Origin of the sequence: Pseudomonas sp. RV120224-01b (assembly GCF_003208145.1) — a bacterium.
In the GTDB taxonomy this organism is placed as follows: Bacteria; Pseudomonadota; Gammaproteobacteria; order Pseudomonadales; family Pseudomonadaceae; genus Aquipseudomonas; species Aquipseudomonas monteilii.
Genome location: NZ_QKMQ01000015.1, coordinates 126,892 through 152,256, shown reverse-complemented (window position 1 = coordinate 152,256; position 25,365 = coordinate 126,892). Strand labels below are relative to the sequence as shown.

Below are 25,365 nucleotides of genomic sequence, written 5' to 3'. Positions count from 1 at the left end.
TCTGGGCGAAAAGCCCAAGCTAGTCATCCACTCGGATCAAGGGTGGCATTATCAGCAGGCTCAATACCGTCACAAACTTGCCGCACGAGGTGTGAAGCAGAGCATGTCCCGCAAAGGCAATTGCCTGGATAATGCGGCGATGGAAAGCTTCTTCGGCACGCTCAAGTCGGAGTTTTTCTACCTGAATCGCTTTGAGAGTGTCGAGGAACTAAAAGCGGGACTGGATGAGTACATTCACTACTACAACCATGACCGCATCAGGCTGAAACTCAATGGCCTGAGCCCTGTGAGCTACAGGACTCAGACCACTGGCTAAAACTGTCCAACTTTTGGGGGGCAGTCCATACCTGTGGGAGCTGGCTTGCCGGCGATTGGGCTGCAAAGCAGCCCCGGAAATCACTACTCAGGCAACAGGAGTGCCACCCCATGCTCAAACCCCTGCTACAAGGACTTGCCCTCATGGCCACCGCCACCACCCTCCAGGCTGCCCCGATCGACCTGATCATCGACACCGACCCCGGCGCCGACGACGTGGTCGCGCTGTTCCTGGCCATGGCCTCGCCCGACGAACTCAACATCCGCGCCATCACCACCGTGGCCGGCAACGTGCGCCTGGACAAAACCTCGCGCAACGCCCGCCTGGCCCGTGAATGGGCCGGCCGTGAAGACATCCCCGTCTATGCCGGTGCCGCCCGCCCGCTGGTACGCACGCCCATCTACGCCGCCGACGTCCACGGCGAAGAAGGCCTGACCGGCGTCCCCGTACACGAACCGAAGAAGCCTCTGGCCCAAGGCAACGCCGTGCAATATCTGGTCGACACCCTCGGCGCCGCCAAACCGCACAGCATCACCGTGGCCATGCTGGGCCCACAGACCAACCTGGCCCTGGCATTGGTCCAGCGCCCGGAAATCGCCAAAGGTATCAAGGAAGTGGTGGTCATGGGCGGCGCCCATTTCAACGGCGGCAACATCACCCCGGCAGCGGAATTCAACCTCTACGCCGACCCGCATGCAGCCCAGGTGGTGCTGGCCAGTGGTGTACAGCTCACCTACCTGCCGCTGGACGTCACCCACAAGCTGCTGACCAGCGATGCTCGCTTAAAGCAACTGGCCGCAGTGAACAATCAGGCCAGTAAACGGGTGGTGGATATCCTCAACGCCTACATCACCCACGACATGGACCTGTACGGTATGCCCGGTGGTCCGGTGCATGACGCCAGCGTCATCGCTTACTTGCTAAAACCCGAGTTGTTCAGCGGCCGGCGCATCCACATGAGCATCGACAGCCGCGAAGGCCCGACCTTCGGCCAGACCCTTGCCGACTGGTACGGCGTGCTTAAGCAGCCCGCCAATGTGATGTGGGTGGAGCAGGGCGATGCCCAGGGGCTGTTCGACCTGCTTAGCGCCCGTTTGGCGCGATTGGAATAGCCGCGTGCGGCGCGTAGCGCTCGAACACCTGGTCGATGAAGCTGCGTGCCGCCTCGGCGCCGTTGTCGCGCACCAGCAGGTCGATAGCAATCAGCAGCAACTCTTCCGGCGTGCCAGGGCTGTACGCGCTTTGGCCTTCGGCCCATTTGACCTTGATATCGGCATCGATGCTGTGGCTGCTCATGAAAGGCTCTCGCTTGGGCCCGGGGCGGAGGGGCGAATACCGGATCCTGGTATTCGGGGAGGCACTGTGCCTTCACTTCCTAAAGTAAATCATGACTTTGCAGCGCAAACCAAGCGCCTCGTCGGCTGACTGGTAAAATTCGGTCACGATTGCCTTTCGCTCAGGGCGCCTGGTTCAGGCAGACTTGCGCGGTTTTGCAACGAATTCTTGGTGGAGCTGTCGGAACAGACAGTTCCCAGATCGATTTAGGAGGCTTCATGTTCCGTACCCGTGCAATGTTGGCAACCCTGGCGGTGGCTGCTGTCCTGGCTGGTTGCAGCACTGGCGGTAACTCAGGTGGTGGCGGTGCACCAGCCGCAGCGGCTGGCAATGATGGCCGTTGCGAGGCCAGCGGTGCCGATTTCGCCATTGGCAAGCAAGGCAGTGCCGAGCTGCTGGAGCAGGCGCGCAAGGCCAGTGGCTCGCAGATGGCACGTATTCTCAAGCCGCACGACGTGGTCACCCTGGAGTACCGCTCCGAGCGCCTGAACCTGAATGTAGACGAGCAAGGCAAGGTCACCCGCGTTAACTGCGGTTGATGCAAAGCCTGTACAGGCGGGTGCAACACCCATAAAAAAACCCGCCACAAGGGCGGGTTTTTTTACAGCTATCCGAATTACTCCGGACGAACCTGTGCAGCCTGCATGCCCTTCTGGCCGCGCTCGGCGACGAAGGAAACAGTCTGGCCTTCTTTCAGGCTCTTGAAGCCGTCAGATTCGATGGCTTTGAAGTGAACGAACAGGTCGTCGCCGCCGCCTGCTGGGGTGATGAAGCCGTAGCCTTTCTCATCATTGAACCATTTGACGGTGCCTTGTTGGCGATTGGACATGGGTGAATCTCCAGAACATTTAGTTTTTTCAGTGGTGCAATGCGGCCGAGGCTACGGAGCACGGGACACATCATAGTCTAATTCTGCGCATCTAGCGCCTTTTACCTTCGCAGGATATTGATCCAGCTCAAAGAATGGCTGGCTGATCCTGGCTTTAAGGTTTCAGCTCTTAGGCTTGCACGCCTGCTGAACGACCGTCTGGGCCTTCTGCATCAGCTTGGCGTCCACCCCGTCGTTGCTGTCCAGGTCGGCAATCTCCGCGTCGGTGAAATTCTTTTTGATGGCCTGGGCGCCGCAGTCGCAGTGTTTTTTCGCGGTCGCGGCGTCAACGCCCTGGCCGCTGGCCACTTGCGTGCACTGGGCCATGTAGCCAGCTTCCTTGCCTGGTGGGAAGTTGCCAGCGTTCGCCGCCATCGGCAGCAGCAGGGCCCCAGCGGCCGCCAGGGCCAGAAGAGACGGAACTCGCATAACCAGTTACTCCTTGGGTTAAGGTCTCATCAAGAGTAGGTTGCTTCCCAAGGTCTGATAGGAATTTTTCCGCGTTAGTTCAGCCGACGTCCGTAATTTCCAAATATTTCTGCCTGGCGTGCAACCCGCGTGCTAGCATGCCCGGCTTGCAGCTGACAACTTTCAGCTTGCAGCTATCTTTTTTCTTTCCAGTCACTCTGGTTCGTCCCTCGCAAGCCGAAAGGCTTCTGCCACTGTGAGGCAGGCTTCCTGTAAAGGAGGGCAGGTCGGATCTTGTACTGGCTCATCCCAACCCACGTGACCTTTGGTAGGGGTCACCACTAGGAGAGGAGGCGCCATGCCCGTTATTACTCTTCCCGATGGCAGTCAACGTTCGTTTGATCACGCCGTATCCGTAGCCGAAGTCGCCGCGTCCATCGGCGCCGGCCTGGCCAAGGCCACCGTGGCCGGCAAGGTCGACGGCAAGCTGGTCGACGCCTGCGACCTGATCAGCCACGACGCCACCCTGCAGATCATCACCCCTAAAGATGCAGAGGGACTGGAGATCATTCGTCACTCGTGTGCCCACCTGGTTGGCCACGCCGTGAAGCAGCTGTACCCGACCGCCAAGATGGTGATCGGCCCGGTCATCGATGAAGGCTTCTACTACGACATCGCCTACGAGCGCCCCTTCACCCCAGAAGACATGGCCGCCATCGAAAAGCGCATGATGGAGCTGATCGACAAAGACTACGACGTGGTCAAGAAAGTGACCCCGCGTGCCGAAGTCATCGACGTGTTCACCGCCCGTGGCGAAGACTACAAGCTGCGCCTGGTCGAAGACATGCCGGACGAACAGGCCATGGGCCTGTACTACCACGAAGAATACGTCGACATGTGCCGCGGTCCGCACGTGCCGAACACCCGCTTCCTCAAGGCATTCAAGCTGACCAAGCTGTCCGGCGCCTACTGGCGCGGCGATGCCAAGAACGAGCAGCTGCAACGCGTGTACGGCACCGCCTGGGCCGACAAGAAGCAGCTGGCGGCCTACATCCAGCGCATCGAAGAAGCCGAAAAACGCGACCACCGTAAGATCGGCAAGCAGCTCGACCTCTTCCACCTGCAGGAAGAAGCCCCGGGTATGGTGTTCTGGCACGCCAACGGCTGGACCGTGTACCAGGTGCTTGAGCAGTACATGCGCCAGGTTCAGCGCGTCAACGGCTACCAGGAAATCAAGACCCCGCAGGTTGTCGACCGCATCCTCTGGGAGCGTTCCGGCCACTGGTCCAACTACGCCGAGAACATGTTCACCACTTCGTCGGAAAGCCGTGACTACGCGGTAAAGCCGATGAACTGCCCGTGCCACGTGCAGGTGTTCAACCAGGGCCTGAAGAGCTACCGCGACCTGCCGCTGCGCCTGGCCGAGTTCGGTGCCTGCCACCGTAACGAGCCGTCCGGCGCCCTGCACGGCATCATGCGCGTGCGTGGCTTCGTGCAAGACGACGCGCACATCTTCTGCACCGAAGAACAGGTGAAGAAAGAGGCCGCCGACTTCATCAAGCTGACCCTGGACGTGTACAAGGACTTCGGCTTCACCGACATCGCCATGAAGCTGTCGACCCGCCCGGCCAAGCGTGTGGGCTCCGAAGAGCTGTGGGACCGTGCTGAAGGTGCACTGGCCGACGCCCTGAACGAATCCGGCCTGGAGTGGGAATACCAGCCAGGCGAAGGCGCCTTCTACGGCCCGAAAATCGAGTTCACCCTGCGCGACTGCCTCGGCCGTAACTGGCAGTGCGGTACCCTGCAGTACGACCCGAACCTGCCAGAGCGCCTGGATGCCAGCTATATCGCCGAAGATAACAGCCGAGTACGCCCGGTCATGCTGCACCGCGCCATCCTTGGTTCGTTCGAGCGCTTCATCGGCATGCTGATCGAGCACTATGCTGGCGTGTTCCCGGCCTGGCTGGCGCCAACCCAGGCTGTGATCATGAATATCACCGACAAACAGGCCGATTTTGCCCTCGAGGTAGAAAATACCCTGAACGGTAGCGGTTTCCGTGCCAAGTCGGACTTGAGAAATGAGAAGATCGGCTTTAAAATCCGCGAGCATACTTTGCTCAAGGTCCCGTACCTTTTGGTTATAGGGGATCGCGAAGTCGAAACGCAGACCGTCGCCGTACGCACCCGTGAAGGCAAAGACCTCGGCTCCATGCCGGTGGCTGAATTCACGCAGCTGCTCAACAGCGCTGTTGCCCAGCGCGGTCGCCTAGAATCGGAGTAATGACTATTAAGCGTGAAATGAGAAACGATAAACGAACTGCACCGAAAGCCCCGATCAACGAGAATATCTCGGCACGCGAGGTTCGGTTAATTGGCGCTGACGGCGAGCAGATTGGCATCGTCTCGATTGATGAAGCGCTTCGTATCGCTGATGAAGCGAAGCTGGATCTGGTGGAAATCTCTGCAGACGCGCAACCGCCCGTCTGCAAGGTGATGGACTACGGCAAGCACCTCTTCGAGAAGAAGAAGCAGGCCAACGAAGCCAAGAAAAACCAGAAGCAGATCCAGATCAAAGAAATCAAGTTTCGTCCAGGGACGGAAGAAGGGGATTACCAGGTAAAACTACGCAACCTGGTACGTTTCCTTACCGATGGGGACAAGGCCAAGATCTCTCTGAGATTCCGCGGCCGTGAGATGGCCCACCAGGAGCTGGGCATGGAGCTGTTGAAGCGGGTCGAAGCCGACCTCGCCGAATACGGCGCCGTTGAGCAGCATCCTAAGATGGAAGGACGCCAGCTTATGATGGTCATCGCCCCCAAAAAGAAGAAGTAATCTCCCGGGCACGGCAGGCCTGATGATTATTGTGTAATTTTTATCGAATGCGGAGTTCCAACATGCCAAAAATGAAAACCAAGAGCGGTGCTGCGAAGCGCTTCCTGAAGACCGCTTCCGGCTTCAAGCACAAGCACGCTTTCAAGAGCCACATCCTGACCAAAATGTCGACCAAGCGTAAGCGTCAACTGCGCGGTGCCAGCCTGCTGCACCCGTCTGACGTGGCAAAAGTCGAGCGCATGCTGCGCGTACGTTAATTCTGGTTTAGATAGAGGAAGTTACTCATGGCTCGTGTTAAGCGTGGCGTCATCGCTCGTAAGCGTCACAAGAAAATTCTGAAACTGGCTAAAGGCTACTACGGTGCACGCTCGCGCGTATTCCGCGTTGCCAAGCAGGCTGTCATCAAGGCTGGTCAATATGCCTACCGTGACCGTCGTCAGAAGAAGCGTCAGTTCCGCGCACTGTGGATCGCTCGTATCAACGCCGGTGCCCGCACCAACGGTCTGTCCTACAGCCGTCTGATTGCTGGCCTGAAAAAGGCTTCGATCGAAATCGACCGTAAGGTTCTGGCCGATCTGGCAGTGAACGAAAAAGCGGCGTTTGCTGCGATTGTCGAGAAAGCTAAAGCCGTTCTGGCTTAAGTACCCGAGGCAATCACCCGGCGGCGCTAGCGCCGTCGGGCATTGAACGTCATCGATAGGGGAAGAGCCTTCAAAGCTCTTCCCCTATTTTCGTATCTGGAGTCTGTACATGGAAAACCTGGATGCGCTGGTCTCTCAAGCCCTGGAGGCCGTGGAGCGCGCTGAAGACATCAATGCCCTGGAACAGATCCGGGTAAATTATCTCGGCAAGAAGGGCGAGCTGACCCAGGTGATGAAGACCCTGGGCAACCTGCCAGCCGAAGAGCGTCCGAAAGTCGGCGCGCTGATCAACGACGCCAAAGAGCGCGTCACCGTTGTGCTCAATGCCCGCAAGGCCGCCTTTGAAGAGGCAGAGCTCAGCGCTCGCCTGGCTGCCGAGTGCATTGACGTCACCCTGCCAGGCCGTGGCCAGGCCACCGGTGGCCTGCACCCGATCACCCGTACACTCGAGCGCATCGAGCAGTTCTTCACCCACATCGGCTACGGCATTGCCGAAGGCCCAGAGGTGGAAGACGACTACCACAACTTCGAAGCGCTCAACATCCCCGGCCACCACCCGGCCCGGGCGATGCACGACACCTTCTACTTCAATGCCAACATGCTGCTGCGCACCCACACCTCGCCGGTGCAGGTGCGGACCATGGAGTCCACCCAGCCGCCGATCCGCATTGTGTGCCCGGGCCGCGTATACCGCTGCGACTCGGATATCACCCACTCGCCGATGTTCCACCAGGTCGAAGGCCTGCTGATCGATCGCGATATCAACTTCGCCGACCTCAAGGGCACCATCGAAGAATTCCTGCGCGTGTTCTTCGAAAAAGAACTGGCGGTACGTTTCCGCCCATCGTTCTTCCCGTTCACCGAGCCGTCCGCTGAAGTCGACATCCAGTGCGTGATGTGTTCCGGCAATGGCTGCCGCGTGTGCAAGCAAACCGGCTGGCTCGAAGTGATGGGCTGCGGCATGGTGCACCCGAACGTGCTGCGCATGTCTGGCATCGACCCGGAAGAGTTCCAGGGCTTCGCCTTCGGCATGGGCGCCGAGCGCCTGGCCATGCTGCGCTATGGCGTCAACGATTTGCGTCTGTTCTTCGATAACGACCTGCGCTTCCTCGCGCAATTCCGCTAGGTCAATGCCCGACGCAACTTTCAGGAGAACAGCATGAAATTCAGTGAACAGTGGCTGCGCGGTTGGGTAAACCCGCAAGTCTCCCGTGACGAACTGGTCGCCCGCCTGTCCATGGCCGGCCTCGAAGTCGACAGCGTAACCCCCGCTGCCGGCCAGTTCAGCGGCATTGTCGTGGGCGAAATCCTCGCCACCGAACAACACCCGGACGCCGACAAGCTGCGCGTGTGCCAGGTAAGCAACGGCCAGGAAACCTTCCAGGTCGTGTGCGGCGCGCCTAACGCCCGCCCAGGCATCAAGATTCCGTTCGCCATGATCGGCGCCGAGCTGTCTGGCGACTTCAAGATCAAAAAAGCCAAGCTGCGCGGCGTCGAGTCCTTCGGCATGCTGTGCTCGGCTGCCGAGCTGGAAATCAGCGAAGAAAACGACGGCCTGCTGGAACTGGCAGCCGACGCCCCGGTTGGCGAAAACATTCGCACCTACCTGAGCCTGGACGACGCCAGCATCGAAATCGGCCTTACGCCGAACCGTGGTGACTGCCTGTCCATCGCCGGCCTGGCCCGCGACGTCAGCGCCCTGTACGACACCCCGGTCACCCGCCCGGTGGTGCCAGCCGTACCGGCTGCCCACGACGAAGTGCGCCCGGTTGAAGTCAGCGCCCCGGCCGCGTGCCCACGCTACCTGGGCCGCGTTATCCGTAACGTCGACCTCAGCAAGCCGACCCCGCTGTGGATGGTCGAGCGCCTGCGCCGCAGCGACGTGCGCAGCATCGACGCCGCCGTCGACATCACCAACTACGTGATGCTCGAACTCGGCCAGCCGATGCACGCCTTCGACCTGGCAGAAATCAACGGCGGCATCCGCGTCCGCATGGCTGAAGAGGGCGAAAAACTCGTCCTGCTCGACGGCCAGGAAGTTGCCCTGCGTGCCGATACCCTGGTCATCGCCGACCACACCCGCGCCCTGGCCATCGCCGGCGTCATGGGTGGCGAGCACAGCGGTGTAAACACCGAAAAAACCCGCGACCTGTTCCTGGAAAGCGCCTTCTTCGAGCCGATTTCCGTCGCCGGTAAAGCCCGTTCCTACGGCCTGCACACCGATGCCTCGCACCGCTACGAGCGCGGCGTCGACTCGCAGCTGGCTCGCGAAGCCATGGAGCGCGCCACCCAGCTGCTGCTGGACATCGTCGGCGGCGAAGCCGGCCCGATCGTCGAAGCCGTCAGCGAACAGCACCTGCCGCAAGTGGCCCCGGTCACCCTGCGCGACGAACGCATCACCCAGATGCTTGGCATGCAAATGGACCCGGCCCAGGTCGAGCAACTGCTCAACGCCCTGGAGCTGACCACGGCCAAGAGCGGGGAAGGGCAGTGGACTGTCACCGTGCCAAGTCACCGCTTCGACATCAGTCTGGAAGTCGACCTGATCGAAGAGCTGGCCCGCCTGTACGGTTACAACAACCTGCCGGTACGTTACCCGCAAGCCCGCCTGGCCCCACAAGGCAAGCCGGAAACCCGTGGTGACCTGCCAACCCTGCGCCGCCTGCTGGTTGCCCGCGGCTACCAGGAAGCCATCACCTACAGCTTCATCGACCCGAAACTGTTCGAACTGTTCAGCCCAGGCGTAGAGCCGCTGCTGCTGGCCAACCCCATCTCCAGCGACATGGCCGCCATGCGTGCGTCCCTGTGGCCGGGCCTGGTCAAGGCGCTGCAGCACAACCTGAACCGCCAGCAAGACCGCGTGCGTCTGTTCGAAAGCGGCCTGCGCTTCGTCGGCCAGCTGGGTGACCTGCAACAGCAGCCAATGATTGCCGGCGTCATCACCGGTAGCCGTCTGCCAGAAGGCTGGGCCAACGGCCGCGACGGCGTCGACTTCTTCGACGTTAAAGCTGACGTGGAAGCCCTGCTGGGCTACTCCGGCGCCCTGAGCGACTTCACCTTCAGCGCCGGCAAACACCCCGCCCTGCACCCAGGCCAAACCGCCGCCATCGAACGCGACGGCAAACTGGTCGGCTACCTCGGCGCCATCCACCCGGAGCTTGCCAAAGCCTTGGGCCTGGACCGCCCGGTGTTCCTGTTCGAGCTGGTGCTGGGCGACGTGGTCGAAGGCCGCCTGCCGAAATTCAGCGAACTGTCCAAGTTCCCGGAAACCCGTCGTGACCTGGCGTTGATTGCAGGACGTGATGTAGCTTCTAGCGCGGTGCTTGAATTAATTCGTGACAATGCAGGCGAATGGCTCACAGACCTCAGGCTGTTTGATGTCTACCAAGGTAAAGGCATTGATCCTGATAGAAAAAGCCTTGCCGTCGGCTTGACCTGGCAGCATCCATCGCGCACTCTTAACGACGATGAGGTGAACACTACCCTGCAAAACATCCTCACCTCGCTCGAACAAAGGTTGAACACCACGTTAAGGAAATAACGGCATGGGTGCTCTGACGAAAGCTGAGATGGCCGAAAGGCTGTACGAGGAGCTGGGGCTTAACAAGCGTGAGGCCAAGGAGCTGGTCGAGCTGTTTTTCGAAGAAATTCGGCACGCACTTGAAGAGAACGAGCAGGTGAAGCTGTCCGGTTTCGGCAACTTCGACCTTCGCGACAAACGCCAGCGGCCGGGCCGCAACCCCAAGACAGGGGAAGAGATCCCGATTACCGCACGGCGCGTCGTCACCTTTCGTCCAGGGCAGAAGTTGAAGGCCCGGGTTGAGGCCTATGCTGGAACCAAGCCATAACGACGAACTGCCCCCCATTCCGGGCAAACGCTACTTCACCATTGGTGAAGTGAGCGAGCTGTGTGCCGTAAAGCCACACGTGCTGCGGTATTGGGAGCAGGAGTTCGACCAGCTTAACCCTGTGAAGCGGCGGGGGAACCGGCGGTATTACCAGCGGCAGGACGTGCTGATGATCCGCCAGATTCGTGCGCTGCTGTATGACCAGGGCTTCACCATTGGCGGGGCGCGGTTGCGGCTTTCCAGTGATGAGGCTAAGGATGAATCGAGCCAGTACAAGCAGCTGATTCGGCAGATGATTGTTGAATTGGAGGATGTGTTGGTGGTGTTGAAGAAGTGAGCTGGGCTTTTTCTGATGAGTGGAAAATTTTTTGAGAAAAAGCTTTCATTTATCAGAGAGTTAGGTTAGATTCTTCATCGTTCTCAGAGGTTACGAGAATGTAGTCGGGGCGTAGCGCAGCCCGGTAGCGCACTTGCATGGGGTGCAAGGGGTCGAGTGTTCGAATCACTCCGTCCCGACCAAAAAACCCTAGAAATCCAGCCATTGAAAAATGGCTGGATTTTTTTTGTTTTCTCGAAAATCGCTGGCCCTTAGGGAGTCCGCTTTGTTGCTCGCGTAACTTTATCCTGAAGCCTTGCATCCACATTATCGAACTGTTGGTTTCCTAAATGGTTTAATGAGATCCGCGTAGAGAAGGTTGAATTTAGTAGCGAGCCGATGGTGTCCTGCCCTATTCGTAGAATCTGCTTGGCGCTCCATATAGTTCTTGAATGATGTTAGAATGCCCTTAGCGCAGGGATAAGGTGCGAAAGCCTGGATTGGAGCCATCGGCAGCTCCGAAAAATCTACTCTTCGCTCTGCAATGAATTCTGCAAGGGACCTGGTATGTCATCTTCTTTAGATGAAAAAATAGTACACCAAATAGCTTCGCTACGTGATCTCGATAAAGAGTATTGGTCGTTCTCTCGCAGAGCTAAAAGAACACATTGTCATGGGTTTATAAAATATCCAGCGATGATGGTTCCCGAAATGCAAGGCGAATTGATTGATATTTTTTTAAAGCATAAACCCGAAATTAAGTCTCTTTTTGATCCCTTTGTAGGGTCTGGGACAACTTTGGGTGAAGCAATTGTAAGGGGTCTAGATTTTCAAGGGATAGATATAAATCCTCTTGCCATTCTCGCTTGTGAGACAAAGTCAGATGCATTTTACATTTCTTCATTGGAAGAGAAGATTTTCAACCTTAATGCTCGCGTAGAGAGTGACAGATTAATTACAGTGGATGTAAGCTTCCCTAAAATTGACAAATGGTTTCTGCCCAGAATTCAGATTGAATTAAGTAGGATTAGGCGTTCGATAATGGCAGAGCCTAGCAAATGGGCCCGCAGATTTTTCTGGATTGCTTTTAGTGATACTGTCAGAGGAAGTTGTAATTCGAGAACTTCCACATACAAGCTTCATATGAAAGACCAGGATGGTCTGGAGCAAGTTGGATGTAGTTTTACCTTGTTTAAAAGTAAGCTCGAGTGCAATTTTGGATTAAAAAAAGAACAAATGAAGCTATTGGACTCTAAGGGTTTATTGTCAAAGTCCAGTCTTTTAAGTGCGGTTGATCTCTCTATTTCCGATGTCAAGAGTGCTCCTCGAAAGTCTGATTTTTCGAGGCATGATATGTTGATTACTTCTCCCCCCTATGGTGATAATTCCACCACTGTCCCCTATGGGCAGTTCTCTTACCTTCCGCTCATGTGGATAGATACAACCGATCTTCGCAATACGGTGCCGAATGGATTATTGGCTAATGCGTCCGCTATTGACAGAGCGAGTCTTGGTGGCGTGCAAAGAAATGCGATCTTGGGGATCGATCGGTTAAGAGATATGTCGAGAAGTTTTTCAAGAAGTATCGATTCCCTATCTCAATATAATAATAATGGCCCTGATCGATTGGCTTCGTTCATAAAAGATCTTGATGCTTCGTTAGATGGGATGCTTTATAGAATAAAAAAAGACGGCTACCTTATTTGGACGCTTGGCAACAGGCACATATCAGCTAATAAGATTCCGTTAAATAGTATTCTCAGAGAGCTCCTGGAAGCTCGGCATTGCCAATTTGTTTTTGAAATAGATCGCACTATACCATATAAGCGAATGGCGAATAGGAATAGCAGCTCTAAAACCATGACTGAAGAGCAAGTGTTGATAATGCGGAAATTGTAGTCTTTAAAAGTTAGCAAAATTGAATATGGCTATTCAAGTGGAAAGGAATTTCATATGACGGCTGCTTCTTTAAGGTTTGATGGGCGATTGATTGAAGAATTGTCTCAAAAAATACCATCATCGTTGTTTGCGTTGAATGAATTAATTAAAAATGCTTATGATGCGTTTTCACCAGATGTCACAATTCGGGTTGAGCCTTCAAAGAATTTAGTTACCGTTTCCGATAGAGGGAACGGTATGGGCCTTGAAGAAATCGAAGGCCTTTTTCATATTTCCAGGAGTTCAAAAAAGTACGGACATTTAGTTGAGCAGAATGGCATTGGCCGCATTACTCAGGGCTCCAAAGGGCTAGGATTTCTAGCAGCCTTTAAATTCGGGGATGAGGTTGAGTGGATTACTAATAAGGGAGGTGTTCAGAGCACATTCTCTTTGAAAAAGTCTAGCCTCGTAGCGAAAGATGATCTGTCGGGAACTAGAATTCCAATTGTAACGGAGGTTGTGGAAGGGAAAGGTACCACAATACTTATTCGCTCAAACAAATCTTTCATTGAAGAATTACTTGAAGACTTAGAAGATTCAAAGGTTTCAGAGAAGTTGGCTGCGGCTATTATTGATGAGACTTTTGATATCAAGCTCGAGCTCGAAAATAAAGTCCATGCCTGCTCGACGAAAAAATTGAAAAGTTACAAGCAAGAGAGCGAGAGCGACCAGCTTTTCTACGTGTCTTTTGATTCAGACCATAATCGCGTTGAGTTTTATCATGGTGGCAAGGAAGTAAGAACGGTAGATGGTCTGCCGCAAGATATGTGTAGGACAGACTATTCAATAAAGCTAGAGCTTGTAATATTCCATTTTGGAAGAGGCAAGAACTCTAAATCTATTTCTGATTTAAATAAACGAGTTCACGATGATGCTCTTTATCCGTTGGTTTATTTCAACAGAAATTTATTTAACAATACTGTGCTTTTCGATCCGGAGCTGTTAAGGAAAACCAGCTCAGGTAGTTCATTGCCTCAGATGATTGGTAGGGTTAACTTAAGTAGTCAAAGTCCTGATATTGAATTTAATTCGGATCGTACTAATTTTGTTGATGGGCCGTTAACTAAGAGTATTTCGAGAAGCTTAAAATTCCTTAATGATTTAATTCAGACTAACGGTTCTGAAATTAAAAAAGAGCTTGCAAAAAAAAGCCCTAATAATAAAGTGCCTACTGGTAGAGCGTTTCCTGACCTGAAGGTGGGCGAACAACCAAAAAAAGCTGCCTCAATTTTAATAGACAGAAAAATTCCCGTAACATTTTATACGCCTTCTGAGCAAATTGATCTCTCGAAATATATCTATCAGGTTAAAAATAGCTCGGCTGATGATATTGATCATGGCGCGGTCGAAATATTAATTGATAACCTGCCTTCGGCGGGGCGTGTTTTGCAGTCAATTTTGGAGCCTTGTGAGAAGCTCATAGGTTTTCAGTATTTAGATCCTCATACCGGCTTGGTGTTTACTGAACTATCGTTACGCTTCGCCAAACGGGTTTCTAATGTCTCTGGTGGAGCTATAAATAAATCACTTTTTACAATTGAGTCCGAGTCTATGTATCAGATTTCGGGTGGTATAATATCTAGTTTGATCCATGCAATAGACAAGGCTTATCAGTCCAGGCATAAAGATGATTATTTGCCTATAATTGCTAGTTCAATTCGATGTATATTTGAAATTTCTTTTAGGAAGCTATATAGAGTTAGGAAGTCATGGTTTATTAAGCTCAGCAATTCCGGGTTCGCGGCGGAGGTGAAAAGGGGATTCCGAGGCGATTTAGTATTCGATATATCTCAGGTTTTGCTCTTGCTAAAAAAGAATATGAATCTAATGACCGAAGTTTCTGAAGTGTCTGGGATCGGATTTAATACGCTTTCAAACCTATTAATTTTGTCAGATTTCTCAGATGCCGTAAAGCTCTCTAATGTTGGGGCGCACTCGTCATCGAGTTATTTGACAAAGCCAAAAATTGAAGAGTGTGCAAATAAGAGTGGTTTGTTTGCCGTGGTATGTGATGTGTTAGTTAATTTGGAAGTTGCGAAGTTAGAAAATATTAAAATGGAAAAACTTGTAGAAGCTGATTTCAGGCTGGCGTTAGGGATCTAGTTGCTAGGCTCTATGCGAAGTCGCGAGAATCACAAACGCTGCCCCTCGAAATCTGAGATTTTGTAGAGTGCCCGCCATCGACGGAAATTATTTCTTAGATGTCAAAGCGTTACAAACTTTTATACAAAGCTTAGGTTGTTCTCCGACTTTTCCATTCGAGCATGGTCGAGGCCAGTCCTACTGAGTGCAGACTAATGCTCAACGGTGCACTTTGGTTGCTCTGCACGGATGGTGCATGGCAGAGCGTTTGACCCATGGTCAACGATAAACCAATGGTTTGGGGCTGACGAAGCCAAGAGACATTTGATTAGATGCTCAAGCGCTTGCACATGAGATTATGCAATGCTTGATCGATCTGCAATGCGGGTAAGGGATCCATAATCTCCACATTCCAAGTGTTCACCTGATTCCCAATGCTGCGCTCCCGATTTCTATCTGGAGCCAGCCCGCCATGATGCGTCCCGACAGCAAGCAGGCTCTTCAGCGACACGCCCAAAGGCACCACTGCCAGCGCGCAGCTTTACAGCCTGGTCGAAACTGGCAAAGCCAACGGCCAACGGCCAAGAGCCTTTTGCGTGGCTGCGCCACGCACTGGAACGCCTGGCGCAGGCGTCCTCAACTGAGGATCACGAAGTTCTGCTGCCCGTGCCTTGAGTGCATCGCTGACGTACCGCCTCATCATCTACGGGGGTATGGACCACTTACGTAACTTCTTACTGAACCGTGCGAGCGCTTATCAGCGCCAGTGCATCTGACTGGTTTTTTCTACTTGCCCTGTAGGAAATTTCCTTTCTTTGATAAGCTGATACCATCAGAGAAGGAGGTTAAGATGCCTGTTGTCATTGTGGAAAACGACAAATCTAAATGGGATGACGTAACCGGTGCGGTATATCACTTTCCAAAAAACTATCGATCTAAGCTGGAGGAGGGTGATCAAGCGATCTATTACAAGGCACGTATTAGGGATAAAATTTATGCTTCTAAGCGGCCCTACTCCGGTCCGCATTATTTTGCAAAAGCTCGTATTGGTAAAATCTACGCAGATCGTAGGAATGATGATGGTGCCTCTTTTGCGTTGATAAAAAATTACACTCCATTCGAAAGTCCTGTACCCTTCAAAGTAGGTCGAAAATACCTTGAGACTGTAATTGGTGATCGACCAGTAAACTATTGGCGCAACTCTGTTCGTCCTATTTCTCAAATTGACTATGGCGTTATTTTAAGTCGTGCGAAGTTACTGGATTTTAGTTCTGACTCGGCTGCGCCGGATAGGGTGGACGACTTTAAGTCTTATTATGAAGGTAGCGAGTCTACTTACTTCGGGACGCGCTACGAGCGACGGAAGGATCTACGAGCACAGGCGATTGCTATACACGGGCTTGACTGTAAGGCATGTGGATTTAATTTCGAGCGGGCTTACGGTGAGCACGCGAAGAACTTCGTGCACGTACACCACGTGGTACCGATTTCAAAATTTGATGGAGTACAGGCCGTTGATCCTGAGACAGATCTTGTGACGTTATGTGCCAACTGCCATGCAGTAGTACACCGCAAGCGGGATGTAACTCTAAGCGTTGATGAGTTGAAAGGCATGTTGCGCGGTCGGTGGATTATTGACTCTGGTTGCGTGATGTGATGACTGATAAGGAGGATGTTTGATCGTGGATCATCGTAAAGTGGGTTAGGGGAGTCGGAGCACCTTCAAAACCAGAGACAATTTAGATTTTGAAGGCATCCGGTAAGGAAAACGTAATTCAGCGCATCATCCCCAGCTCAGCATCATCCATAAGTGCTTTCGCCATGGCGCAGAGGTAGTGTGATGCCCAGATCAGCTGCGGCTTGTCGTCCATCAAACCGTCCAGGGTCATATCCCGCGCATAACCCATCAGCTCCGAAGCCTGTTCGCGAGCGCTCTGGCACGGGATGCCAGCTTCGATGCGGAAGAGGGGATGGGTCTGGTTCGCTCCTTGATAAAAGGTAGTTTTGCCAACGGTGAATTTGGTTTCTTCTTCTGTAGACATTGTTCAATCTCCCCGAAATCTCAAATACCTGGGCTGACGTCAAAGCCAGCAATCCCCCACAGCCGCTCACAAGCGTAAGGCCTGTGACATAGGTCAGTTCACTGTTGGGGCCTGGCTTGCCGATAATGGGCCATGCCCAGGCGACACAATCAGTAAGGCCTCAGTGCGAAGTCCTGGGCTCGGTGGGCACCTGTAGCTGAACCAGCGCGGATTCAAGCAAAGCGCGCAGCGTCTCCAGTTCATGCATCGAGGTCATCATCAGAATCGACACAGGCGACTTGGGCTGCAGCAGTATGGCCTGATGCACAACGGTCGCAGCGCATAGTGCGTATTCCGTTGCCTGGATCAAGGTGTCTTCAAGGCAGAGAGTTTTATGGGGTGGATCAGGGACAATCTTCAGCATGCTCACGCTCCAACAATGGTTGAGCTGCTATCCACCTCGCTGTCAAACGGGAGGGTGGCAGCTGTACGCGGGTTGACAGACCGAGATTGTTGGCACTCGGCGCACACGAGGGTGCCCGCACGTACAGCCGCCATAAGCGTATGCACACGGACAACAATCGACGGCCTGTCAAAACCGGTCGCTGAATTGGCAGCGACGGGTCGAGACTAGGGCTCAAGATTTATGTGTGCAACGAAAAGCAGGCGCAGGGAGTATCTTTGGGAAATGCCTTACAAGGAAGTTCTTTTTTCTGATTCTTCCTCCGCGTTTGCCATTGAATTCTGCCGTGTTCGCTACTCGGCCAACGCTCCAAACCTCTCAAAAAGCAAACCACCGATCCGTCCCTGTATCCAGCCATGTCCCGATGATGTCAAACAGTCACCATGGACTTCCGCCCCCCATCCCCCGAAACTGCCCCTCTCGCACCCAGACCAAGGCAGGTCATGACCAACCTCAAGCGCGCCACCTCCCTCCTGCTCCTGCTGGCTACAGCCTCACTAACCGCCTGTCTCCCCTGGAAACGCGAACGCGCCGCCTACGCGGACCTCTGCGACTCCGAATTCCAGTTCAAAGTCCCAGGTGCAAAAGGCGAAACCACCCTCTACCTGGAAACCTACCTCTACGACCACGCCGCCCAATGGGGCGAAAAGCGCTACGAGCAAGGCCTGCACGTGCAATACCCCGGCGAGGAATACCCACGCCCGGAATTCTTCGTGCAGATGATCGCCTACAACAAGGACCGCCAGCGCCCGTCGACCGATTCCAAGCGTGGCGAACCGCCAATCCCGGTGCTGTACGACAGCCGTCAGGCCTACATCACCTTTGAAGACGGCTCGCGCCTGAATGCGCGGCCCGAGGTGTACGTGGGCCTCAACGATATCTACGACTTCCCGTCTGTGACTGAGCGGGCTGCCAGGCCATCGCCGTACGACATCAACAGCGATGAAGTACACCGGCGCATTCCCAAACTCACCAACAACAAGCGCTACGGCTCGGCTTATATAATCTTCCAGACGGACAAGCTGAACGCCGATTCCAAGTGGACGATCAACATGGGTAGATTGCAGGTGCAGGGGCGAAAGGTGGAAATTCCGCCCTTGCAGCTGTGTTATCACCCGGTGAAGAAATGGATCGGCATCGAGCCGCTGATGAAGCCCTGATAACAGCGGTTAAAGGTGGCGAGTGCCTTTCTGGTTTTGCTGGGAATCCCGGCCCACCCATCCTGCATGCCAGCAAACACGTTCAGGCGCGCTCAACTGTACATCCAGCTGAGCGCAGTTGCGGTTCGCTCAACTTAAAAGTAGGTGGTTACCCCGACAAAATACGCCCGACCGGGCACGTAAAAGCTGGTCGAGTCATCACGTGGGTCTTCATCCAGCAAGTTCTGCACGCCGGCGTTCAGGGTTAACCAGTTGGTGGCCGCCCAGTTTGCGGTCAGATCATAGGTGGTGTACGACTTGACGAAATCTGTGCCTAGTCCGCGTTGCTTGCCCACATGCTGGGCCGAAAGCTCGGTACCGATCCGCTCGCTGATCTGCCAATCGATTGCACTGAACAACGAGAGCTTCGGCGAACTGATCAGATCCTTGCCGGTCGACAGGTTGCGGCTTTCGAGCATGTAGGTTGCGTTGGTGCGCCAGCTGGCATTTTCCCACAACGGCACCTTGGTGCTGCCTTCCCAGCCGCGGGTGCGGGCTTTGTCCGCATTCTCCAGCATGGTCCACCAGCGGCCCTGGAAATACCCCAGAGGGGCATATTCAATCTTGTCCTTGAAGTCGGTATGGAAGTACGTGAGGCTGGCCTCCCAGCCGTCGTGGTCGAATGAAACGCCGATTTCCTTGTTGGTACTGATTTCCGGGCGCAGGTTTGGGTTGCCTGCCATCCAGCAACTACCGGTCACGTAGCCAAGCGGGCGTAGAGAGGTACAGCCGCGACCGCCAGAGTTGGTCGCTGCGCCCGCACTGCCTTCTTTCAAGCTGGGGGCCCGGAACCCGCGCGACACCCCACCGCGCACTGTCCAGTCAGGATGAGGGTGATAGACCACATAAGCGCGTGGGCTATTGTGGTTGCCGTATTCATCGCTGTGGTCGAAGCGATTGCCCAGTGTCAGCGACAGGTTATCGAGCAGGAACAATTCATCCTCGACGAACAGCGCGGAATAGTCACCTTCAAGCTCCGACCCTCCCACTGCTGCACCTTGGTAATCCACGGGCACCGTGCCCAGCGTGTCAGTGTTGGTCAGCTGTTCTCGTTTCCACTGGCCGCCCACGGTCAGGCGCTGGTTGACCAACAGTTCGAACGGGATATTAAGGCTGCCCTCGACAATTTTTTCTTCCGAGTTGGCCTTGCCCTCGCCGATGTCATTATCGAATTTATTCAAGTAAGCGTCGATACGCGAGGTTCCAAAGCCCCAGTCGCCATGGTGAGATACGACGAAACTGTCGCGCGTCAGGCGTCCGGCGCCGAACGCTTCACCTACGGTATCCCCCCAATCACCGAACGTTTTCTTTGACGACCACGAACGCTCCACGCCGTGAATGGCCTCAAAGGACAACTCATGGTTGTCATTGATTTGCCAATTGAGCAAAGCGTTGACGCTGTGGTCTTTGGCGCCGCCAGCGCCGTCGTTGTAAACGAAGTCACCCGTTGCGTCGAGGCGAGGCGCGGCCTCGTCGGCAGCGCGTCGCGTGACATTGGCGCCCAGGCGCAGGCCGATGGCGTTCGTGACAGGGCCAGAAAAGTTGACGCTGGTCTGGTTGGTCTGCCCACGGTCGGAGTCTTCCGGCATCGTGGTGTTTACGTTGAGCGACCCACTCCACTCACGGGACACCTTGCGGGTAATGATATTGATGACGCCACCCATGGCGTCTGAGCCATACAGCGAAGACATCGGCCCGCGCACGATTTCGATCCGCTCAATCATGTTCGGCGAGATCCAGTTGATGTCCTGGCGACCCAGATCACGGCGGTAATTAGTGTCGGCGGAGCTACCGATGCGTTTCCCGTCCACCAAGATCAAGGTGTATTTGTCGTCAAGGCCTCGTAGCTTGATCTTCGACTGCTCGCCTACCGGGCCGTAACCGCCTGTCACGCCAGGGATGCGGCGTAGGAGGGTGTTGAGGTCGTAGACAGGCTGGCGTTCGATCTCTTCACGCGTGATGACACTGACACTGGCCGGCGCATCTCGTACATCCGTACCGCCCCCTGTGGCGGTGACGAAGGAGGCTTGCAGTTCTGTGGCGGGAAGCGGCTCGAGCTCGAGGGGTTCCTCGGCTTGGGCAGCGGCCGCGGCAAGCAATCCAACGGTGAGCAGGGCGCGGGAGAAAGGAGGGCATGGCAGCATTGCGTAACAGTCCTTGTCGATCGGTAGGGTTAAAATCGAGGCGGGACGTTAACGCAAATGAGAACTATTTGAAATGAATTATGTAAAATAATTTACATAAAACTGACAAAAAATTTACTCAGTGGCTCACCAACAACAAGCGCTACGGCTCGGCTTCTGTGATCTCCCAGGCGGACAAGCTGAACGCCGATTCCAAGTGGACCATTCACCCGGGCAGCCTGCAGGTGCAGGGGCGCAAGGTAGAGGTTCCGCCGCTGCAGCTGTGTTATCACCCGGTGAAAAAATGGATTGGCATCGAGCCGCTGATGAAGCCTTGATATATGGGATTGAAGGCGGTAAGTGCCTTTCGGGGTTCTCTGGTTGAGCTAGGCGCGGTGGTTTGATGGCTGCTCGCACTGCTTTTCTTTGATTTTTCCCGCTGGCGTAGAGATTTTCTTCACTGGGCAGTAAAAATCTTCAGTTTTGCCAAAGATTCTGATTTTTTCTTGAGTTTGGCTTTGCTGAACGGGGTTGGAAAACAGGGGACCGTTTTGCGGTCCTTTCGCGACGCAAGGCCGCTCCCACACAGGCGAGAGCATGCTCCATGGCGGGGCGTCTGAGAGGTGAGCTGTAGGGAAGGGGGATTACTGGCTTCTTCATTCGGGCCATTCACGGCATGCCGAAAGAGAAATCGCAGGCAAAAGAAAGCCCGCCGAAGCGGGCAAGGTCTATCACGTAGGGATGGCGCGATTGTCGCTGACGCCTTGTGAAAAACAGGAGAAAGAAAAGTCTTCTGGTTGTGGTCACGCTGATCGCAAATGCGGAAAACCGCGTTTTAAGCCATGCCGGGTTCCGCCCCTTGTACCGGGTAACCCGCGCCAGCCATCAGTGGCGTTGCTTCAGCTAGTCGGGTCTTGCCCCAACACCTTGCTCAACGCCACGCGTGCATCTTCAAGCTGTACCAGCGATGCATGCCGCGCCCCGAGCGCGTCGCCGTTCTGGATAGCCGTAAGAATCGCCTTGTGGAGGGGAAGGGCGAGCTGGTCGAAGTTCGGCCGCTGGTTGGAATAGCGCACCGATTCGCGCAGGGCCATCGACAACCTGTTGCACAGGTAGGCCAGCAGGTCGTTGTGGGTGGCGTCGGCGATGCGGGCGTGGAAGTCCAGGTCGGGTTGCAGGCGCTCCTCATGGGTGCGCACGGCTTCCATGCGCTGGTAGGCCTCGCCGATCGACTCTACATCCTTGGCGGTGGCGTTGGTGGCGGCCAGTGCGGCGGCGGCGGGTTCGATGACCCAGCGTACGCTGGACAAGGTGTTGAAGAAGTCTTTTTGCGGGGTGGCCTGCATCAGCCAGTGCAGCACGTCGGGGTCGAGCATGTGCCAGTCATGGCTGGGCCGCACCAAGGTGCCGACCTGCGGGCGGGCTTCGACCAGGCCCTTGGCCGTGAGGCGCTACTAAGCAGCCAGTGCCCGTTTCAACACTTCGAAGATTCTGGCGTCCCCCGACTGCGCAACGTTGAACCGCAGAAAATCCCCCGCAGTCATGGACTGGCTAAAGGCATTCCCGGGCGCCAGCACCACGCCTTCATTCAAACAAGCCCTGGCCAGCGTTGCGGCATCCTTGCCTTGCGTCAGCTGGCACCAGGCGTACAGGCCAGCCTGGGGAATGATCCAGGGCTTGATACCAATCGCCTGAAGCCTCGCTACCGTTTTGTCCATTTGCTCGGCCAACCGAAGGCGCACGCTCTCCATGTGCTTTCGGTACCCGCTATCGGTAATCGCGTGGTGGATGATGTCCGCCGCCAGTCGCCCACCGCCGAAGGTGGTCGCAATCTTGAGGTCGACCAGGCCCTCGATCCATTCACCGCGCGCAGCGATGTAGCCGCAGCGGATTGAAGCGGAGATGGTTTTGGAAAAGCTGCCGATCTGGATGACACGTGAGAGGCCGTCGAACGCAGACAGGCGCGGCGCGGGCGTATGTTCGAAGTCGCCGAAAATGTCATCCTCGACAATCACCAGGTTGGAGGTGTCGGCCAGCTTCAGCAGCCTGTGTGCCGTGACCGGCGACAGGGTGGCCCCGGTCGGGTTGTGGATGCCGGAATTTGTAATGTACAACCGGGGCGCATGCGCGAGCAGGGCAGCGCTGAATGCATCGATGTCCGGGCCGGTCGGCGTGTAGGGCACGCCCACAACGTTCACCCGGTGTGCTTTCAGCAGTGCGTGAAAGTTGAAATAGCAGGGGTCGTCCACCAGCACCGTGTCGCCTGGTTCCAGCAGAAAACGGCAAATCAGGTCGATGGCGTGGGTGCCGGACTCGGTGAGCATGATCTGTTCAGGTGGGGCTTCGACCCCGATGCCTGCCAGCCGTCGCGACAAGAACTGCCGGAGCGGTGGATAGCCAAGCGGTGAAGCGTACTCCGTCAGTTTTGACGCGTCAGAACGGGCAACCATGCGAAGCGCTTTACGCACACCCGCTTCGTACATCCAGGAAGGCGGTAGCCACCCGCAACCGGGTTTCAACGCATCGAGGGAGGTTTCAAGCGATTGGCGCGAGATCCACAGCGGGTCGACGACACGGTCCAGCTTGGGGCCAAGTTCGGTCAGTGCCAATGGCGCCACTGGCCCTGCGACGTAAAAGCCGGAGCCGGGGCGAGAGCTGAGTACACCCTCGGCCATTAACCTTTCATAGGCCTCAAGCACGGTAGAAACTGACATCTGCATGGCCTGGGCCATGGCGCGGACGGATGGGATTCTTGCGCCGGGTGTGTAGGTGCGAGAGGCGATCCTGGACTGGATCTCGGCCATGACCGTTCGAATTCGCGTGCCGCTGCGTTTCATCGCGCCCTCAACTGTGCTGGATTAATATGCATAACAGTTCGGTTGAACTGTATTGGATTGTACATGGCCTGGGTGAGCCCGTCAGTGATGTACTGACGCCTGGCTTATAGAGGAATGAATGATGGAAAGAACAACAAGCGGGTGGGTCAACGGCTTCATAGGCGTCGCAATTTTTGCGGGCTCGTTGCCGGCAACCCGCGTGGCCGTGGCGGACTTTGAACCGACGTTTCTGACCTGTGCCAGGGCCACCATTGCCGCCTTGTTGGGTGCGCTGTTTTTGATCGTGCTGCGACAGCCTCGGCCGAAGCGGGGTGACTTGGCGTCATTGGCGGTAACAGCGCTGGGCGTTGTCATCGGGTTCCCGTTGCTGACGGCACTGGCGCTCCAGCATGTCACCTCTGCCCATTCCATTGTTTTTGTCGGGCTGCTGCCGCTGTGCACCGCTGGATTTGCCGTTTTGCGGGGCGGTGAGCGGCCTCGGCCGTTGTTCTGGCTGTTCTCGTTCATGGGGGCCGGGCTGGTCGCGGGCTATGCGTTGATGAATGGCGGCGAAGGGTCGTTGGTGGGCGACCTGCTGATGACGGCAGCGGTGGTGGTGTGTGGCCTGGGGTATGCAGAAGGGGCACGGCTGTCGCGCACATTGGGCGGGTGGCAGGTGATCAGTTGGGCATTGCTGGTGGCGTTGCCGTTCATGCTGCTGCTGACGGTCGTTAATTTTCCGGCACCTGATGCATTTGCCAAGGTAAGTGCGCCGGCGTGGTTCAGCTTTGGCTACGTTTCGCTGTTCAGCATGCTGATTGGCTTTGTGTTCTGGTACCGGGGGCTGGTTCAGGGTGGCATTGCGGCAGTCGGGCAACTGCAACTGTTTCAGCCGTTCATGGGGCTTGGGCTGGCGGCGTTGCTGCTGCACGAGCAGGTCAGCTGGTTGATGCTGGTGGTGACGCTGGGGGCTGTGATCTGTGTGGCCGGGGCCAGGAAGTACGCCCAATAAGTGAGTACAGCGGTGGCTGGCGCTCGCCTTGGTCGTTGCCCGGTACAAACAGGGCGAGCATACCGCCACACAGCCCGGAGCGTGCTCGTCTCAACAAGGCGGCGCTACATAAACAACCCGATCACGCCCGTTCTGTTTGGCGGTATAGAGCCCCTTGTCGGCGCGCTCCAGTGCATCATCCAGCGTTTCACCTTTGGCAAACAGGGTGCACCCTATGCTCAGGCTTACCTTCAATTGACCACTGGGCAACTGCATCGCCCCGGCACCCACCTGTTCCCGAATGCGCTCAGCAATCCGCTGCAGTTCTTCGCTGTCCTTGACCTGCAAAATCGCGACGAACTCCTCACCCCCATGGCGCACGAGCAGGTCATCGGGGCGCAGTGCAGCGCGCAGGCGGCGGGCAGTTTCGCACAGCACCTTGTCACCACCGCCATGGCCGTACTTGTCGTTGATGGCTTTGAAATGATCCAAATCGGCATAAACCGCCCCCAACTGTAGGCCATTCACCTCGGCCAAGCGCCGTTCATGTGCTTCAAACGCCGACAACGCGCCGCGGTTCCAGAGTTGTGTCAAAGGGTCGAGCAGGGCTTTACGCTGCTCGCGATCCATTTCAAGGCGCAGGTCGCGGTTCACCTGTGCCAGGGTGCGCAGTTGCAGATACCCCTCGGCGAGCGTGGCCAGGTCCCTGAAGTTCGCTTGTTGGGCCTCGCTGAGCACGCGTGGCTGGGGGTCGAACATGCACAGCGTACCGATGGCTTTGCCGTTGCCGGCGCGCAAGGGGTGGCCGGCGTAAAAGCGGATATAGGGCGCGTTGAGCACGAGCGGATTGTCGACGAATCGCGTATCGCACATGGCATCGGGGATCATCAAGGTATCGTCGCCGAGAATGGCGTAGCCGCAGAAGGAAACACTGCGCGTCGTCTCACTTGCCTCAAGCCCTATCCGCGCCTTGAACCACTGCCGGTCCTGGTCGATGAGGCTGATAAGCACGGTGTCCACATGGGCCAGGTCCTGGGTGAGCCGTACCAAGGTATCGAGGTAGTGCTCGGCGGGTGTATCGACCAGGTTCATGTCATCGAGTGTGCGCTGGCGAAGCACTTCGTCAGCGGGTATGGGGCAAGCTGGCATCGTTGGTCCTCCATTCCTT

General features: G+C 55.7%; 24 protein-coding genes, 1 tRNA gene and 3 pseudogenes. 19 read left to right on the top strand and 9 right to left on the bottom strand.

Features of this window, described 5'->3' with window-relative positions; genetic code table 11:
• Together N436_RS21345 and N436_RS21340 are read left to right on the top strand one after the other, a co-directional pair.
• The coding region (locus tag N436_RS21345) for an IS3 family transposase (protein ID WP_146232682.1) at window positions 1–316 on the top strand (316 nt) is incomplete at its 5' end.
• 110 nt (window positions 317–426) lie between these two features.
• Window positions 427–1,428 (top strand): nucleoside hydrolase, encoded by a 1,002-nt coding sequence (locus tag N436_RS21340; protein WP_105946721.1) that lies wholly within the window; start codon window positions 427–429, stop codon window positions 1,426–1,428.
• On the opposite strand, the gene N436_RS21335 is transcribed toward N436_RS21340, so the two are convergent.
• Window positions 1,400–1,612 (bottom strand): hypothetical protein, encoded by a 213-nt coding sequence (locus N436_RS21335; protein WP_105946722.1) that lies wholly within the window; start codon window positions 1,610–1,612, stop codon window positions 1,400–1,402. The genes N436_RS21340 and N436_RS21335 overlap by 29 nt on opposite strands.
• Window positions 1,613–1,869: 257 nt before the next feature.
• On the opposite strand from N436_RS21335, the gene N436_RS21330 reads away from it, so the two are divergent.
• Window positions 1,870–2,190: an I78 family peptidase inhibitor gene (locus N436_RS21330; protein WP_105946723.1), complete on the top strand. Its 321-nt coding sequence runs from the start codon at window positions 1,870–1,872 to the stop codon at window positions 2,188–2,190.
• A gap of 77 nt (window positions 2,191–2,267) precedes the next feature.
• Here the strand turns inward: N436_RS21330 and N436_RS21325 are convergent, their stop codons facing one another.
• Both N436_RS21325 and N436_RS21320 read right to left on the bottom strand, forming a co-directional pair.
• Window positions 2,268–2,480 carry a cold-shock protein gene (locus tag N436_RS21325; protein ID WP_003250656.1) on the bottom strand — a complete coding sequence of 71 codons (213 nt, stop codon included), beginning with the start codon at window positions 2,478–2,480 and terminating at the stop codon, window positions 2,268–2,270.
• Window positions 2,481–2,642: 162 nt separating this feature from the next.
• A complete protein-coding gene (locus tag N436_RS21320) occupies window positions 2,643–2,948 on the bottom strand; it encodes a hypothetical protein (RefSeq protein ID WP_016711340.1) in 306 nt (101 codons plus the stop codon).
• 337 nt (window positions 2,949–3,285) lie between these two features.
• Here N436_RS21320 and thrS point away from each other — a divergent pair, with 337 nt between their 5' ends.
• The 13 genes and pseudogenes from thrS to N436_RS21260 all read left to right on the top strand — a co-directional run bounded on the left by thrS (window position 3,286) and on the right by N436_RS21260 (window position 16,241).
• Window positions 3,286–5,208, top strand: coding sequence for a threonine--tRNA ligase (gene thrS / locus N436_RS21315; RefSeq protein WP_060497300.1), 1,923 nt, complete (start codon window positions 3,286–3,288; stop codon window positions 5,206–5,208).
• On the top strand, window positions 5,208–5,759 hold the full coding sequence (gene infC, locus N436_RS21310) for a translation initiation factor IF-3 (protein WP_177337068.1): 552 nt from the start codon (window positions 5,208–5,210) through the stop codon (window positions 5,757–5,759). The genes thrS and infC overlap by 1 nt, the downstream gene beginning before the upstream one ends.
• Window positions 5,760–5,821: 62 nt before the next feature.
• A complete protein-coding gene (gene rpmI, locus N436_RS21305; protein ID WP_003250667.1) occupies window positions 5,822–6,016 on the top strand; it encodes a 50S ribosomal protein L35 in 195 nt (64 codons plus the stop codon).
• Window positions 6,017–6,043: 27 nt separating this feature from the next.
• Window positions 6,044–6,400, top strand: a complete 357-nt coding sequence (rplT, locus tag N436_RS21300) for a 50S ribosomal protein L20 (RefSeq protein ID WP_003250671.1) — start codon at window positions 6,044–6,046, stop codon at window positions 6,398–6,400.
• Between the two features lie 109 nt (window positions 6,401–6,509).
• Window positions 6,510–7,526: a phenylalanine--tRNA ligase subunit alpha gene (pheS, locus tag N436_RS21295; protein ID WP_003250674.1), complete on the top strand. Its 1,017-nt coding sequence runs from the start codon at window positions 6,510–6,512 to the stop codon at window positions 7,524–7,526.
• A 33-nt stretch (window positions 7,527–7,559) separates the two neighbouring features.
• Window positions 7,560–9,941, top strand: a complete 2,382-nt coding sequence (gene pheT, locus N436_RS21290; RefSeq protein WP_110741889.1) for a phenylalanine--tRNA ligase subunit beta — start codon at window positions 7,560–7,562, stop codon at window positions 9,939–9,941.
• 4 nt (window positions 9,942–9,945) lie between these two features.
• Entirely contained in the window at window positions 9,946–10,248 is a 303-nt protein-coding gene (gene ihfA, locus N436_RS21285; protein ID WP_003250679.1) for an integration host factor subunit alpha, read from the top strand.
• On the top strand, window positions 10,229–10,585 hold the full coding sequence (locus N436_RS21280) for a MerR family transcriptional regulator (RefSeq protein WP_003250681.1): 357 nt from the start codon (window positions 10,229–10,231) through the stop codon (window positions 10,583–10,585). Before ihfA ends, N436_RS21280 begins: the two co-directional genes overlap by 20 nt.
• Window positions 10,586–10,690: 105 nt before the next feature.
• Window positions 10,691–10,767 (top strand) — tRNA-Pro (locus N436_RS21275).
• Window positions 10,768–11,131: 364 nt separating this feature from the next.
• Entirely contained in the window at window positions 11,132–12,463 is a 1,332-nt protein-coding gene (locus N436_RS28425; RefSeq protein WP_146232446.1) for a site-specific DNA-methyltransferase, read from the top strand.
• Between the two features lie 54 nt (window positions 12,464–12,517).
• Window positions 12,518–14,605: an ATP-binding protein gene (locus N436_RS21270; RefSeq protein WP_110741888.1), complete on the top strand. Its 2,088-nt coding sequence runs from the start codon at window positions 12,518–12,520 to the stop codon at window positions 14,603–14,605.
• A gap of 476 nt (window positions 14,606–15,081) precedes the next feature.
• Window positions 15,082–15,259 (top strand): annotated as a pseudogene (locus tag N436_RS21265) (transposase domain-containing protein); the annotation flags it as partial.
• A 175-nt stretch (window positions 15,260–15,434) separates the two neighbouring features.
• Window positions 15,435–16,241, top strand: a complete 807-nt coding sequence (locus N436_RS21260) for an HNH endonuclease (RefSeq protein ID WP_110741887.1) — start codon at window positions 15,435–15,437, stop codon at window positions 16,239–16,241.
• Between the two features lie 118 nt (window positions 16,242–16,359).
• Here the strand turns inward: N436_RS21260 and N436_RS21255 are convergent, their stop codons facing one another.
• A complete protein-coding gene (locus N436_RS21255) occupies window positions 16,360–16,626 on the bottom strand; it encodes a DUF3077 domain-containing protein (protein WP_110741886.1) in 267 nt (88 codons plus the stop codon).
• 160 nt (window positions 16,627–16,786) lie between these two features.
• Window positions 16,787–17,029, bottom strand: a complete 243-nt coding sequence (locus tag N436_RS21250; RefSeq protein WP_110741885.1) for a hypothetical protein — start codon at window positions 17,027–17,029, stop codon at window positions 16,787–16,789.
• A 482-nt stretch (window positions 17,030–17,511) separates the two neighbouring features.
• On the opposite strand from N436_RS21250, the gene N436_RS21245 reads away from it, so the two are divergent.
• On the top strand, window positions 17,512–18,228 hold the full coding sequence (locus N436_RS21245) for a hypothetical protein (protein WP_110741884.1): 717 nt from the start codon (window positions 17,512–17,514) through the stop codon (window positions 18,226–18,228).
• Window positions 18,229–18,362: 134 nt separating this feature from the next.
• Here the strand turns inward: N436_RS21245 and N436_RS21240 are convergent, their stop codons facing one another.
• Complete coding sequence (locus tag N436_RS21240) at window positions 18,363–20,411, bottom strand: TonB-dependent receptor domain-containing protein (protein ID WP_110741883.1); 2,049 nt, start codon at window positions 20,409–20,411, stop codon at window positions 18,363–18,365.
• Between the two features lie 125 nt (window positions 20,412–20,536).
• On the opposite strand from N436_RS21240, the pseudogene N436_RS21235 reads away from it, so the two are divergent.
• A pseudogene (locus N436_RS21235) lies at window positions 20,537–20,728 on the top strand (hypothetical protein); the annotation flags it as partial.
• 561 nt (window positions 20,729–21,289) lie between these two features.
• Here the strand turns inward: N436_RS21235 and N436_RS21230 are convergent.
• Together N436_RS21230 and N436_RS21225 are read right to left on the bottom strand one after the other, a co-directional pair.
• Window positions 21,290–21,838: pseudogene (locus N436_RS21230) on the bottom strand (FadR/GntR family transcriptional regulator); the annotation flags it as partial.
• Window positions 21,839–21,844: 6 nt separating this feature from the next.
• Window positions 21,845–23,227, bottom strand: coding sequence for a PLP-dependent aminotransferase family protein (locus N436_RS21225; RefSeq protein WP_110741882.1), 1,383 nt, complete (start codon window positions 23,225–23,227; stop codon window positions 21,845–21,847).
• Window positions 23,228–23,348: 121 nt separating this feature from the next.
• On the opposite strand from N436_RS21225, the gene N436_RS21220 reads away from it, so the two are divergent.
• Window positions 23,349–24,218, top strand: coding sequence for a DMT family transporter (locus tag N436_RS21220; RefSeq protein ID WP_105946740.1), 870 nt, complete (start codon window positions 23,349–23,351; stop codon window positions 24,216–24,218).
• Between the two features lie 90 nt (window positions 24,219–24,308).
• Here N436_RS21220 and N436_RS21215 read toward each other — a convergent pair whose 3' ends face one another.
• The gene (locus tag N436_RS21215) at window positions 24,309–25,346 is read right to left on the bottom strand and encodes a sensor domain-containing diguanylate cyclase (RefSeq protein ID WP_110741881.1); all 1,038 of its coding nucleotides are present in this window, start codon (window positions 25,344–25,346) and stop codon (window positions 24,309–24,311) included.
• Window positions 25,347–25,365: the final 19 nt, after the last annotated feature.